The sequence below is a fragment of the Microlunatus sagamiharensis genome (assembly GCF_900105785.1).
Lineage (GTDB): Bacteria > Actinomycetota > Actinomycetes > Propionibacteriales > Propionibacteriaceae > Microlunatus > Microlunatus sagamiharensis.
Genome location: NZ_LT629799.1, coordinates 60,497 through 72,370, shown reverse-complemented (window position 1 = coordinate 72,370; position 11,874 = coordinate 60,497). Strand labels below are relative to the sequence as shown.

Sequence of the window (11,874 nt, the reverse complement as noted above, 5' to 3'; positions counted from 1 at the left end):
CGACTATCCCTCAGAGCATCTATCCCCTCAGTCCCTCGTGATGATTGACGAGTTCGAGGTGATTGCCGCGGAAGGTGACGAAGAAACTTTAACGCGACTGCGGCCTGCGATAAACGTCTATCGAGAAGCGGGAGCACGAGTTCTTCTCATATCGCGTTACCCAGCCAGCCGTTTTCCCCGCGTGAGCGGTAATTCGATCGTCCACGATTGTCAGAATATATCGGTCACGACGTACAGTATTGAGCACGCTCGGGCATTTCTAGACCGCCGCGGTATCAGTGAATTGGACGCGCAAGCTCGTCTACATCAACACGCTGACGGTTCTGCAGCACTCCTAGAAACCTTCTCGGAGATTGAGACGTCGGAGGGTTCTGGCAACCAGAAGCGCGAGAGAGCCACTTCGGCCATTTACTCGGTAGCAATCTCTGCATTCAAGGAGGTTGGACCGGAGGTCTGCGCCTGGTTAGAGTCGATGGTGTTTGAGCAACGAGCGTTCTCATGCACGCAATCGGAAGTTCCGCCAGAAGTTAGTGAAGCTCTTCTAGGTGCGGGAATTGCTAGAGTTACAGTCGGGCCATCCGATCAAATCGAACTGCTTCCGAGAAGTTCGCGAGAAGTCTGGGAAGCAGCGCTCGGCGACTTCCTGGAGCAGTGCATCGACCCGCTGGAATCCTGGCGTCAGCTTGCGGGCGAGATCTTCACATTGGAGCGCTTGCTACGCCAGGCGCTTGCCGCGAGTTTTCGGGCAGAGTACGGAGACGTCTGGGCAGGCCAGGTGCTCGAGAGTCGAACGGAATCGATTCTCGCGCAGGTGCGTCGGGACGTGAGCCCGCATGCCACTTCCCTCAACGACGTTCGTTCACCGCTCGATTGGCTGACGCTCGAGTCGCTACTCGAGTTGGGCGAGGAACAAGTGATCTCTCTTCCTGGGCTCGTTGGCATGACCCGCGACCAGTGGAGTAATTTACGCTTCCAGGTTGTATCAATACGTAATCGATTCGCACACATGAGAATCAGTCGTTTGCGTGATCTCGAAACCGTTCGATCGGCCGTTAAGTTATTGCAGCTACGCATCCTCGCAGCTGAGCAACGTGGCGACATAAGACGCATCGGGCGCCTGAGGCAGGCCTGGCCCAAGTGACTCGGCGAGGCAAGGGCATTTCTAGGGATGCGAATCCAAGGCTTGCGGCAGCATGACGGTGACCGACGTGCCGGAGGCACCCGTGTGAAGAATGATGGTGCCTCCCTGGGCTTCAGTAAGTGCCTTCACCACGCTCAGGCCTAGTCCGCTGGTCCGCGTGGTCCCAAGACTCTTAGTTGTAACGAATGGGTCGAACGCACGTTGGGCGACCTCAGGATCCAGACCTGGACCCGCGTCTAACACGCGGAACTCGACGTGGTCCTTCACCGACTCCACCTGAACCGAAGTAGGAGTGCCTTGGGGCGTATGGGTCCGCGCGTTGACGACAAGGGCGAGCAAGGCTTGCGTTAACCGGTCCTCGTCACCCAGCACGATGATGGGCGGCGCATCGCGGATCTCGACGTCCGCATAAGCAAGTCCCGCAACGCGGTCACGCAGAGCATCGATCACGTCGGGCGCGAACACGGGTCCGATCTCGACCTCGGCGCTGTCGGCCCCAGCGTTCAGCGCCGTCAGGTCGTCGACGATGCGACCCAGCCGGTCGAGCTCACGGCGTGCGACCGCTGCCGTGTCAGCCGCCGTCTTCCCCTCCTCCGGACCCAGCGTCTCCAACAGCTCGAGGTGCCCGCGCGCCACGGCCAACGGCGTACGCAGCTCGTGCGAGATCGCGGCTAGGAGCTCGGTGCGCTTCTGCTCGTCCGCGTGAATGCGGTCGAGCATGCGGTTGAACTCGGCGGCCATCGCTGCGACCTCGTCGTTTCCACCCGGCTCTGGAACACGGCTACTGAGGTCGCGCAGGTCGACCGAGCGAGCCGCGTCGGCCAGCTCGTGCACCGGTCGCAGCGCCTTGCGCAGCGCAAGCAGGAGGACAACCCCGCCGAGGACAAGCCCGACCGCGCTAGCCAGGCCGATGCGCACGAACGCCTGCCGCGCCTGGTCGAGCCCAGGCGCGAGCGGACCGTACACGGAAACGACGGCGACCTGCGCTCCCCTGCTGACCACCGGGGTGCGGAGGACGCGCAACGGCCCCGCCTTCGAAGAGACGGTCAGCAGCCGTCCGTCGACACCAGCGGGCAGCGCACCAGAGCGGTTCAGCTCGACCAGCTCGGGCGGACCGTCCTGCGTGCTGATCGTGCGCGAACCGAGGGTGATGACGGTCAGGTGCTGCTGACTGCCGGGATGCAGGGCGAGGTACTGCTGGACCGCCCGGTCGACCTGGGCCGCATCGGCGGTCCCGTCGGAGCCAGCCGCAGCGGATAGCTGGTCCGGGAGCCCGAGCGCCAGCGCGCTCACCTCACGCCGCAGGACGGAGTCGAGGTCCTGGCGCTGCTCGACGCGGATGAGCTGAGCGGTCAGCAGTGCGGCCGCAAGCATCGTGACGGCGAGAGTCGCGATCGCGATCGCCGCGATGCGCAGGAACAGCGACCCCTTCAACGACCCCAGCATTACGTCACCAGCCGGTAGCCGGCGCGGCGCACGGTCTGGATCCGGTCCGCGCCGATCTTGCGGCGCAGGTGGCGTACGTAGGTCTCGACGACGTTCGACGCGCCCTCGAAGCCGTAGCCCCACACCTGGTCGAGCAGCTGCGTCTGCGACAGCACCTGCCCGGGGTGGCGCAGCAGCACCTCCAGCAGCGTGAACTCCCGCGACGACAGCGTCGCCGTCTTCCCGTCGACGCGCACCTCGCGGGTGCGGACGTCGAGGGTGAGCCCGCCGCCCTCGAGCAGGACGGGCGAGGCCTGGTCGGGCCGGCGCAGCTGGACGCGGACGCGGGCGAGCAGCTCGCTGAAGCTGAACGGCTTGACGACGTAGTCGTTCGCGCCAGCCTCGAGGTTGGTCACGCGGTCGCTGATGGCGCCCTTCGCGGTGAGGACGATGATCGGGAGCGCGGGACGTACGGAGCGGAGCCGGGTCAGCACCTGCTCGCCGGGCAGGCCGGGCAGCCCGAGGTCGAGGATGACGAGCTCGACGTCCTCGTGCTGCGCGAGCTGCAGGCCGCTCAGCCCGTCGGCGGCCACGACGACGGTGAAGCCGGCCGACTCCAGGCCGCGGCGGACGAAGTCGGAGATCCCGACCTCGTCCTCGATCACGACGACCAGCGCCACGTGCTGCTCCCTCTCCGTCTCAGTCGCGGCGCTGGTCGAGGACGGTGCCGTCGGCGCTGAGCAGCACGTTGAACTCGGCGCCCTGGGCGTCGACGACGGTGGCTTCCCAGGCGACGTTGCCGGCGCGTACGCGCTCGAGCTCGGTCACGTTCGAGCCCGGGCCGACGGCCTCGATCGCGTTGGCGCGGACGACGTCCGCGGACACCCCGGTGGTGTCGGTCGTCGGGGGCTGCCACGGCGGCGTGCCGCCGGCGCTGTCTCGGTAGGTGCGGTCGTTCAGCACGAAGACGTCGGCGTCGTCACCGTCCTCGTCGAGGCGGACGTTGGCGACGACCTCCTGGCCGACGAGGCCCTCGAGCTCGGTGAGGAGAGGTTCGGTGGTGCCGTCGCCGTCAAAATTCGCGGTGGCCGGCGCGGTGATCACCCAGGCGTCGGGCCCGAAATCGAGCTCGACGTTGTCGAGGACGAACTCGGCAGTGTCCCCGCCGTGCTCGAGGACGCCGCTGAGCGTGGTGAGGGCCTGCACCTGCTCCTGCGACGGACCAGCGGCCGCACCGGTGACCGGGGGTGCGGCGCTGACCTCGTCGACGACGACGGGCGCGACGGCCTCGGACGGGTCGGGCCGGGTCAGCAGCCAGACGAGGACGGCGAGCACGACCACGCCGACGGCGACCAGCGCGGCCGTGGTCAGGCGGCGACGGGTCGGGTTCGGGGGCGCTGCGGTGGTCATCGGGTCCTCCTCGTGGGGTTCATTGTCCGGGTGCGGACCAGCGGGGCCGTCCGCGTGGACGGCCCCGCCGGTGGGTTGGTGCGGGTTCGCTGCGCCCTGGCCCTTCGACAGGCTCAGGAATCGTGTCTGGGCCCAGCGGAACCAGCGAGCCGAGCGCCCTTCGACGAGCTCAGGGGTCGTGGCTGGGCCCAGCGCACCCAGCGCCCTTCGACAAGCGCAGGGATCGTGGCTGGGCTCCCCGGACCCGGCGAGCCCAGCGCCCTTCGACAAGTTCAGGGGTCGCGGCTGGGCTCAGCGCTTGACGCGGAGCTCAGTCGTCGTCGCCGCGGTACTGACGCTCCCAGCGGTCCTCGACGGAGTCGGAGGCGCTGCCCTGGCGGGTGATGTCGGAGCCGGCGCCGCCGGAGAGCTTGTCGCTGCCGGAGTTGCCCTCGAGCAGGTCGTTGCCGGCGTCGCCGCGGAGGGTGTCGTTGCCGCTGCCACCCTCGAGCTGGTCGTTGCCGGAGTAGCCGTCGACGACGTCGTTGCCACTGCCGCCCTCGAGGTCGTCGTGGCCCGAGGAGCCGTAGACGCGGTCGTTGCCGGTGTCGCCGTCGATCTCGTCGTTGCCGGTGCCGCCCTGCAGCCAGTCGTTGCCCGAACCGCCGTCGATCTCGTCGTTGCCGGCGTTGCCGCAGATGGTGTCGTTGCCGCCGTTGCCGTCGATCTCGTCGTTACCGCCGAGGCCGACGATGACGTCGTCGCCGCGGGTGCCCTCGATCTCGTCGGCGCCCTCGGTGCCGACGATCGTGGCGACCTTGCCGTTGCAGGTGTACGTCGCGGCCGAGGCAGAGGTCGGGACGGCGAAGGCGAGGCCGACCGCGGTGAGCAGGCCCGCGCCGGTCAGGGCGGTAACGCGCTTGGCGGTGCTGAAGCGGGAGGCGAAGGGGGCGGTGCTGGTCATGGCGGCTGCTCCTGGGGTTCACGGTCGGTCTCTCCGACGTCCCCTACTTCATCGAGCGGCGCTGACGCGTCCCTGTCAGGCAGATGACAGTCCTGTCAGGTTCGTCGAGCGGCCTGCGGCGTACTTACGCTCGGCTGCGTGGAGACCGAGGTCCGCAACATCCAGCAGGCGCTGCAGAGCATCACCGAGCACTGGCAGCCGCACCGGCTCACGAGCGTCAACGACCACGACGTCAAGGTCGTCAAGCTCCAGGGCGAGTTCGTGTGGCACACCCATCCCGACACCGACGAGCTCTTCCTCGTCCTGGCCGGCGAGCTGACGATCCAGCTGCGGGACCGCGACGTGGTGCTGGGCGAGCGGGACGTCTTCGTCGTCCCGCGTGGGGTCGAGCACTCCCCAGGGCCGAGGCCGAGGTTCACGCGCTGCTCATCGAGTCCCGCGGCACGGTGAACACGGGCGACGCGGGCGGCCCGATGACCTCAGCCCTGCGCGAGCTCGACTGACGGCGACTGCGGACGAGGCTGGGCTCGTGACCGCTTCCGTGCGCGCACGGCGACCAGCGCCGCCGCCAGCGCGGTGAAGACGGCGATCACGACCAGGCTCGCCACGAGCCGAGCGCCGTAGTCGCCCGGCAGAATCGTCGGGTTGAGCGGGCCGAGGTGCTTCGCGTAGACCATCGGGACCACAACGAGCACGAGCAGCCCGCCGAGGACGAGGCCGCCCTTGACCACGGTCAGCGCCGCGTCGGGGAAACGCCGCAGGCCGCGGTGGGAGGCCGAGCGCACGAGGGTGATCAGGGGGTCGAGGACGCCGTCGTGCAGCACGACCGCCGCGGCGAGCCAGAGCAGGAGCCAGAGGTAGTTCTCGGGGTGGACGGCGTGCAGCACCTTCCACACCCCGACGACCAGCACGCCGACGCCGACGGCGCCGAGGACGACCCGCGTCACGAGGACCGCCGACGACCGCCCCTCGGTCGCGGGGGCTGCTTCGGCCGTGGCCGGCACCGGTTCGGGGGCTGCGTCGAGAGGGGTCTGCGCGAGGTAGTGCGTCACCGACCGGGTTGCAAAGGCCGTGCCGATCAGGATGACGGCGGCCGACACGAGCCCGAACAGCAGCCCGACGAGCCGCAGCGGGTTCACAGCGCCTCGATCGTGCTGAGCCACTTGGTCTGCAGGACGCCGGGCCGGTTGGGCGCGATCAGCCGGGCCGGGTAGCCGTGGTCGAGGTCGAGGGTCTCGCCGTTGAGCGCGAGGGCGACGAGCGTGGTGGGCGCCGCGACGAACTCGCGTCCGAGCTGGGTCTCCCGGTAGACGCCCTGCGGCTCGAGGCTGGTCACGCGGACGGCTGCCCCGGAGGTCCCGACCAGGTCCATGAGGTCGCGCATGCGGACGCCGGTCCAGTCCGCGTGGACGCTCCAGCCCTCGACGCAGGCGATCGGCAGGCGGACGGTGGTCTGCGGCAGGGCGAGCAGGTCCGTCCGGCTGAGCGCGACGCTGCGCGCGCCGGCCAGCCGCAGGGACCAGGCGGGATCGTTCGCGGAGGCTTCGACGGCGGCGGCCGCCGCGGTGCGGTTGACCGGGACCTGCTGCGGGGCGCCCTTCTGCGTACGCGGCCCGAAGAGGTTGAGGCCGTCGAGCACCCCGATGCTCTGCCCAGCCGTGACGGCGGTCAGACCGACCGCGGCCACGCCGACGGTGGCGACGAAGCGGCGCCGGCTGGTCGTCGCCTCCCGCTGCGTGCTGCCCGCCTCCTGGTCCTGAGGGGGCTGAGGGGTCCGGTCGCCCGTCACCGCACCTCCCCGTCGCCGCCGCGGCGCCAGTGGCGCACGATCAGCGGCAGCTTGACCGCTACGTGCAGCCCGACCGAGCCGATGATCACCCACGCCAGCGCGTAGTGGACGTCACGGAAGGCGAAGAACGGCGACCACGGGTACCACTGGTAGGTGTTCAGCAGGCCCATCGCGAGCTGCACGAGCGAGGCCGACACGAGCACGGCGATCGAGAGCCGCTCGGCCAGCTGCGCGAGCCCCTTGAAGGGCGGGAAGGCGAAGAGCTGCGGGTAGACCGTCCACAGCTTGGCCAGCAGCAGCGGGATGCAGGCGACGCCGGTGATCACGTGCACGCCCTGGGTGATCGCGTACAGGTTCACCGGGCGGGTCGGGAACCGCATGCCGGGCAGCGGGTTCTGCAGGAAGTGGCTGTAGAGCCCGGTCGCGAAGCAGAGCAGGAATGCCGCTCCAAGGACCCGCCCGATGACCACCGTGACGCGGGTCGTGCGCGCCGGGGTCGCCAGGCGTGCCTGCAGCCGGGCGGACTGGTCCTGCCCGACCCGCTGCACGAGCTCCGTCAGCAGGCTCATCGCCCTCCGTCCGTCGCGGCCACCCGAAGTGGCTTGCCTGAGCCATTCAAGGCCACGGAGACTGGCTCGTCAAGGCCAGAACGAGTACCGTCACGATTCGTGAGCGTGGTGACCGAGGGACGCACCCTGACCGCGAAAGGTGCCGCGACGCGCGCGCGGATCGTGGCCGTGGCCGCCCGCCTCGTCTACGAGAACGGCGTGGCCGGCACCAGCCTCGAGCAGGTCCGCGACGCGGCCGGCATCAGCAACTCGCAGCTGTACCACTACTTCGACGACAAGCAGGCGCTCGTGCGCGCCGTCATCCGCCACAACACGGAGGCCGTCCTCGGCGCCGACGACGCGAGCGTGACCCGCCTGGACTCCTTCGTGGCGCTGGAGGCGTGGCGCGACGCGGTCGTCGCCAACCAGCGGCGCCAGCACGGCGTCGGCGGCTGCCCGCTCGGGTCGCTGGTCGGCGAGCTCGCCGACGTCGACGACAGCGCGCGGCGCGAGCTGGACGAGAGCTTCCGCCGCTGGAGCGACGCGATCGCGGTCGGGCTGACGTCGATGCGGGAGCGGGGCCTGCTGCGCGCCGACGCCGACCCGGCGAGGCTGGCGCTGGCCGTCCTCGCCTCCCTGCAGGGCGGCCTCGTCCTCACGCAGACCCGCCACAGCCCCGAACCGCTCGAGGTCGCCCTCGACGGGGCGATCGCCCTCATCCGGAGCCACGCCACGTAGCCGACAGCCGCCCACCCGCAGGAGGAACGCATGCCCACCAAGATCACCGTGCTCTTCGACAACCCGGTCGACCCGCAGGCCTTCGAGGAGGCGTACGCCGGGCACCTCGACCTCGCCCGTGCACTGCCCGGGCTGCAGCGGCTCGAGGCCGCCAAGGTCTGGCCGAAGGAGGACGGGTCGCCGACCCCGGCGTACCGGATCGTCGACCTCTACTTCACCGACTACGACTCCGCGAGCGCGGCGGTGACGACACCCGAGGCGGGCGCATGGTTCGGCGACGTGCAGCGGCTGGGGACGGCGGGGTTCAAGGCGATCTTCTTCGACGTCGAGGAGTCTTCCTGACGGTTGCCGCTGCTCAGCGGTCCTGACCAGCCTCGCGCCGGGCCAGCACCTGCTCGCGGAGGATGTCGGCGTGCCCGGCGTGCTGGGCCAGCTCGCGGAGGACCTGCAGGTGCAGCGCCCACATCGCGCGCTCCCCGCGGCCGTCGACGCGGGCGTCGAGCGCGAGCTGCGCGGTCGCGGCCCGTGACGCCTCGGCGCGGGCCTCGTACGCCGCCCGGATCGAGCCGATCGTGTCGGCCTGCGTCAGCGTGAACGACCGGTCCGGCGTCGTCGCAATGCCGATGTCCGCGTACGAGCGACCGGTCAGCGCCTGGTCGAACCAGACGCCCTCGACGAACGTCACGTGCTTGACCAGGCCGAGGAGCGTGGTCTTCGAGGGCACCAGCCGAGCCCGCGCCTCCTCCTCGCTCAGCCCGTCGAGCGAGCCGAGGAGGGCCGCGCGGTACTCGTCGAGGAGCTCGTCGAGCCGCGTGCGCAGGTCGTCGGTCCAGCCGGTCACGACGGCACGCTAGGACGTGACCACGGCGACGCGGCCAGTTCTCCAAACCTCGCGCCGGTTTTCTTACCCTCATCGGCGCTGAGAGCGTTCACATCACGTCCTCGCGACGGTGCGGGTAAGAAAACCAGCGGGTGTGCCGGTCGGCCCGTCCGACTCGGCCCGACGGCAGGATGAGCGCGTGCGCATCGAGGTGGAGCAGGGCGAGTGGTGGTGGGGCGGCGCGGTCGCCGACGGGACGCAGATGCCGTTCGGCGCCGAGCCGCACCGGCGCGAGCTCGCGACCAACGCCGGCTTCCTCGACGACCCCACCGGCGGCGCGAACCAGTCCGCTCCCCTGCTCGTCTCCAGCCACGGCCGCCACGTCTGGTCCGACGAGCCGTTCACGTTCGCGTTCGACGGGTCGGGCGGGCTCGAGGTCCACGGAACAGCGGCCCTTCGACAAGCTCAGGGGTCGTTGCTGGCTGATGGCTTCCGAGCGGCGGCCGCCGAGCACTTCCCGGCGAGCGGGCGTACGCCGGACCGGCGGATGTTCAGCGCGCCGCAGTACAACACCTGGATCGAGATGCCCTACCTGCCGACGCAGGAGGGCGTGCTCGCGTACGCCCGCGGCGTGCTCGACGCCGGCTTCCCGCCGGGGCTGCTGATGATCGACGACCGGTGGTCGGAGGACTACGGCGACTGGCGCTTCGACCCGACGCGCTTCCCCGACCCGGCCGCGATGACCGCGCAGCTGCACGACTGGGGCTTCACGGTCATGGTCTGGCTCGTCCCCTTCGTGAGCCCGGACAGCTCGAACTCGCGCTACCTCGCCGGCCGGGGCTGGCTCGTCCGCGACCCTGACGGGCGCCCGGCGGTCCGCGAGTGGTGGAACGGCTTCAGCACCGTCCTCGACCTCACCCACCCCGACGCCGTCGGCTGGCTGCGGGACCGCCTGCACGAGCTGCAGGAGGCGTACGGCGTCGACGGCTTCAAGCTCGACGCGGGCGACCTGCGCGACTACCGCAGCACCGACGTGACCCACGCCGGCACCGGGCCCCTCGTGCCCACGCAGCAGACCGAGGCCTGGGCGCGGTTCGCGTCCGAGTTCGGCTTCAACGAACTGCGGGCCTGCTGGCGCTCCGGCGGGCAGCCGCTCGCGCAGCGGCTGCACGACAAGCAGCCGATCTGGGGTGCCGACGGGCTGGGTTCGCTGATCCCCGACGTCGTCGCGCAGGGGCTGATCGGGCACCCGTACGGCTGCCCGGACATGGTCGGCGGCGGTGAGCTCGGCGGGTTCGGCGGAGAGTTCGGCGAGGGTCACGCGCTCGACCAGGAGCTGTTCGTGCGGTGGGCGCAGGTGTCGGTGCTGATGCCGATGGTGCAGTTCTCGCTCGCGCCGTGGCGCGTCCTCGACGACGAGCACCTGGCCGCCGTCCGCGCCGCGCTCGCCCTCCGCGAGCGGCTCCTGCCCGAGATCCTCGCGCTCGTCGACCACGCGGCGGCGACCGGCGACCCGGTCCTGCGGCCGCTGGCCTTCCACCACGCGGGCTACGAGCGGGTGACCGACCAGTTCCTGCTCGGCGAGGACCTGCTGGTCGCCCCGGTGGTCGAGGCGGGCGCGCGTGGGCGGCGAGTGCAGGTTCCGGAGGGGCGCTGGCAGGCGGAGGACGGTTTTGTGGTCGAGGGGCCGACCGAGCTCGACCTCGAGGTCGGGCTGTCGACGCTGCCGTGGTGGCGCCGGGTTTGAGGAGCTGCCGCGCGAGGCCGGATCGTCCGTCGAGACCCGTCTACGGGGCCGACGGAGGCTGGGCGGGCTGATGACCCGCGGCCTCCCGGATCGCACGGACGTCAGCGGCGATCTGCTTGAGTTGGCGCTGGACGGTCAGGACGAACCAGACGCCGAGCACCATGAGGGCCAGCACGACGTAACCGGTGATGTCGATGTCGTTCACGCAGACCTGCTTTCGGTGCGGGGCCTCGGACGGTACACGGGCACCGGGTCGGCGAGCAGTGCGACGAGCCGTGAGCCGCGCGCCGACATCGACGACCTCGGAGGAAGGCCCTCGAGCCGTTACCGTTCACCCCATGATCGAGCGAGCGGGAACCGCCCGATGAGCGGCGGCCTGGCGGCCCTGCTCGACGACGTGGCCGCCCTGGCCCGGCTCGCGGCGGCGTCGGTCGACGACGTCGGTGCGGCCGCGGGACGGGCGAGCGTCAAGGCGGCGGGGGTCGTGGTCGACGACACCGCGGTCACCCCGCGCTACGTCACCGGCTTCACCGCCGACCGCGAGCTGCCGATGATCAGGAAGATCGCGATCGGCTCGCTGCGCAACAAGCTCCTGATCATCCTCCCGGCGATCCTGCTGCTCAGCCAGTTTCTGCCGTGGGCGCTGACTCCGATCCTCATGGTCGGCGGCGTCTACCTCTCCTTCGAGGGCGCGGAGAAGATCTGGGAGAAGGTCAGCGGGCACCACCCGGCCAAGGAGGAGGCGCCCGCGGCCGCGCAGGGCCCCGACCAGGAGAAGACGATGGTCAGCGGGGCCATCCGCACCGACTTCATCCTGTCGGCCGAGATCATGGTCATCTCGCTCAACGAGGTCGCCGACGAGGGTCTGGTCTCACGGGCGGTCATCCTCGTCGTGGTCGGCATCGCGATCACCGCGCTCGTCTACGGCGTCGTCGCGCTGATCGTCAAGATGGACGACGTCGGGCTGCACCTGACCCGCCGTGACTCCGAGGGGGCGCAGAGGCTCGGCGGGCTGCTCGTCCGCGGGATGCCGAAGCTCCTCGCCGTGCTGTCCACCGTCGGCATGGTCGCGATGCTCTGGGTCGGCGGCCACATCCTGCTCGTCGGCACCGACGAGCTCGGCTGGCACGCCCCGTACGCGCTCGTGCACCATCTCGAGGAGGCTGTGCACGGCGTCCCCGGGATCGGCGGGGTCCTCGGCTGGCTCGCCAACACGCTTGCCTCCGCGATCATCGGGATCGTCGTCGGCGCGGTCGTCGTCGCCGTCCTGCACGTGCTGCCGAAGCGGAAGGGTGCCGCGCAGCACTGAGGCG

The 11,874-nt window shown here is 70.1% G+C and carries 15 protein-coding genes; 6 read left to right on the top strand and 9 right to left on the bottom strand.

Translation table 11 applies throughout. From position 1 onward, the window contains the following. Positions 1 to 37 precede the first annotated feature (37 nt). Positions 38 to 1,141 carry a hypothetical protein gene (locus tag BLU42_RS20410; protein WP_157719698.1) on the top strand — a complete coding sequence of 368 codons (1,104 nt, stop codon included), beginning with the start codon at positions 38 to 40 and terminating at the stop codon, positions 1,139 to 1,141. Positions 1,142 to 1,162: 21 nt separating this feature from the next. On the opposite strand, the gene BLU42_RS00335 is transcribed toward BLU42_RS20410, so the two are convergent. The 4 genes from BLU42_RS00335 to BLU42_RS00320 form a co-directional block, all read right to left on the bottom strand. Next, positions 1,163 to 2,575 (bottom strand): HAMP domain-containing sensor histidine kinase, encoded by a 1,413-nt coding sequence (locus tag BLU42_RS00335; RefSeq protein ID WP_172825721.1) that lies wholly within the window; start codon positions 2,573 to 2,575, stop codon positions 1,163 to 1,165. 11 nt (positions 2,576 to 2,586) lie between these two features. Then, positions 2,587 to 3,246: a response regulator transcription factor gene (locus BLU42_RS00330; RefSeq protein WP_091072100.1), complete on the bottom strand. Its 660-nt coding sequence runs from the start codon at positions 3,244 to 3,246 to the stop codon at positions 2,587 to 2,589. A gap of 19 nt (positions 3,247 to 3,265) precedes the next feature. Next, positions 3,266 to 3,976 (bottom strand): hypothetical protein, encoded by a 711-nt coding sequence (locus BLU42_RS00325; protein WP_091072098.1) that lies wholly within the window; start codon positions 3,974 to 3,976, stop codon positions 3,266 to 3,268. A 310-nt stretch (positions 3,977 to 4,286) separates the two neighbouring features. Next, a complete protein-coding gene (locus BLU42_RS00320) occupies positions 4,287 to 4,919 on the bottom strand; it encodes a calcium-binding protein (RefSeq protein ID WP_091072096.1) in 633 nt (210 codons plus the stop codon). 138 nt (positions 4,920 to 5,057) lie between these two features. On the opposite strand from BLU42_RS00320, the gene BLU42_RS00315 reads away from it, so the two are divergent. Continuing rightward, complete coding sequence (locus BLU42_RS00315) at positions 5,058 to 5,369, top strand: cupin domain-containing protein (RefSeq protein WP_197680557.1); 312 nt, start codon at positions 5,058 to 5,060, stop codon at positions 5,367 to 5,369. 29 nt (positions 5,370 to 5,398) lie between these two features. On the opposite strand, the gene BLU42_RS00310 is transcribed toward BLU42_RS00315, so the two are convergent. Genes BLU42_RS00310 through BLU42_RS20960 form a run of 3 tightly spaced genes read right to left on the bottom strand, consistent with a single transcriptional unit; the run spans position 5,399 to position 7,277 of the window. Continuing rightward, the gene (locus BLU42_RS00310; RefSeq protein ID WP_091072094.1) at positions 5,399 to 6,058 is read right to left on the bottom strand and encodes a hypothetical protein; all 660 of its coding nucleotides are present in this window, start codon (positions 6,056 to 6,058) and stop codon (positions 5,399 to 5,401) included. Then, the gene (locus tag BLU42_RS20965; RefSeq protein WP_197680556.1) at positions 6,055 to 6,708 is read right to left on the bottom strand and encodes a molybdopterin-dependent oxidoreductase; all 654 of its coding nucleotides are present in this window, start codon (positions 6,706 to 6,708) and stop codon (positions 6,055 to 6,057) included. The genes BLU42_RS00310 and BLU42_RS20965 overlap by 4 nt, the downstream gene beginning before the upstream one ends. Continuing rightward, positions 6,705 to 7,277 (bottom strand): hypothetical protein, encoded by a 573-nt coding sequence (locus tag BLU42_RS20960; RefSeq protein ID WP_197680555.1) that lies wholly within the window; start codon positions 7,275 to 7,277, stop codon positions 6,705 to 6,707. The genes BLU42_RS20965 and BLU42_RS20960 overlap by 4 nt, the downstream gene beginning before the upstream one ends. Before the next feature lie 99 nt (positions 7,278 to 7,376). Between BLU42_RS20960 and BLU42_RS00300 the strand changes: the two genes are divergently transcribed. Together BLU42_RS00300 and BLU42_RS00295 are read left to right on the top strand one after the other, a co-directional pair. After that, a complete protein-coding gene (locus BLU42_RS00300; protein ID WP_091072092.1) occupies positions 7,377 to 7,994 on the top strand; it encodes a TetR/AcrR family transcriptional regulator in 618 nt (205 codons plus the stop codon). A gap of 30 nt (positions 7,995 to 8,024) precedes the next feature. Then, positions 8,025 to 8,336 (top strand): EthD family reductase, encoded by a 312-nt coding sequence (locus BLU42_RS00295; RefSeq protein WP_091072090.1) that lies wholly within the window; start codon positions 8,025 to 8,027, stop codon positions 8,334 to 8,336. A 13-nt stretch (positions 8,337 to 8,349) separates the two neighbouring features. Here the strand turns inward: BLU42_RS00295 and BLU42_RS00290 are convergent, their stop codons facing one another. Continuing rightward, complete coding sequence (locus tag BLU42_RS00290; RefSeq protein WP_091072088.1) at positions 8,350 to 8,835, bottom strand: mycothiol transferase; 486 nt, start codon at positions 8,833 to 8,835, stop codon at positions 8,350 to 8,352. Positions 8,836 to 9,013: 178 nt separating this feature from the next. On the opposite strand from BLU42_RS00290, the gene BLU42_RS00285 reads away from it, so the two are divergent. Then, positions 9,014 to 10,561 (top strand): glycoside hydrolase family 31 protein, encoded by a 1,548-nt coding sequence (locus tag BLU42_RS00285; protein WP_231918363.1) that lies wholly within the window; start codon positions 9,014 to 9,016, stop codon positions 10,559 to 10,561. A gap of 40 nt (positions 10,562 to 10,601) precedes the next feature. Here BLU42_RS00285 and BLU42_RS20405 read toward each other — a convergent pair whose 3' ends face one another. Further along, entirely contained in the window at positions 10,602 to 10,766 is a 165-nt protein-coding gene (locus tag BLU42_RS20405) for a hypothetical protein (RefSeq protein WP_157719697.1), read from the bottom strand. A gap of 159 nt (positions 10,767 to 10,925) precedes the next feature. On the opposite strand from BLU42_RS20405, the gene BLU42_RS00280 reads away from it, so the two are divergent. Beyond that, complete coding sequence (locus BLU42_RS00280) at positions 10,926 to 11,870, top strand: DUF808 domain-containing protein (RefSeq protein WP_091072085.1); 945 nt, start codon at positions 10,926 to 10,928, stop codon at positions 11,868 to 11,870. The last annotated feature ends 4 nt before the right edge of the window (positions 11,871 to 11,874 follow it).

What these genes read in the sequence shown, in the direction of transcription:
- BLU42_RS00325 (WP_091072098.1), bottom strand. Translation starts at nt 3,976, where the DNA reads ATGACCACCGCAGCGCCCCCGAACCCGACCCGTCGCCGCCTGACCACG.
- BLU42_RS00320 (WP_091072096.1), bottom strand. Translation starts at nt 4,919, where the DNA reads ATGACCAGCACCGCCCCCTTCGCCTCCCGCTTCAGCACCGCCAAGCGC.
- BLU42_RS20960 (WP_197680555.1), bottom strand. Translation starts at nt 7,277, where the DNA reads ATGAGCCTGCTGACGGAGCTCGTGCAGCGGGTCGGGCAGGACCAGTCC.
- BLU42_RS00295 (WP_091072090.1), top strand. Translation starts at nt 8,025, where the DNA reads ATGCCCACCAAGATCACCGTGCTCTTCGACAACCCGGTCGACCCGCAG.
- BLU42_RS00280 (WP_091072085.1), top strand. Translation starts at nt 10,926, where the DNA reads ATGAGCGGCGGCCTGGCGGCCCTGCTCGACGACGTGGCCGCCCTGGCC.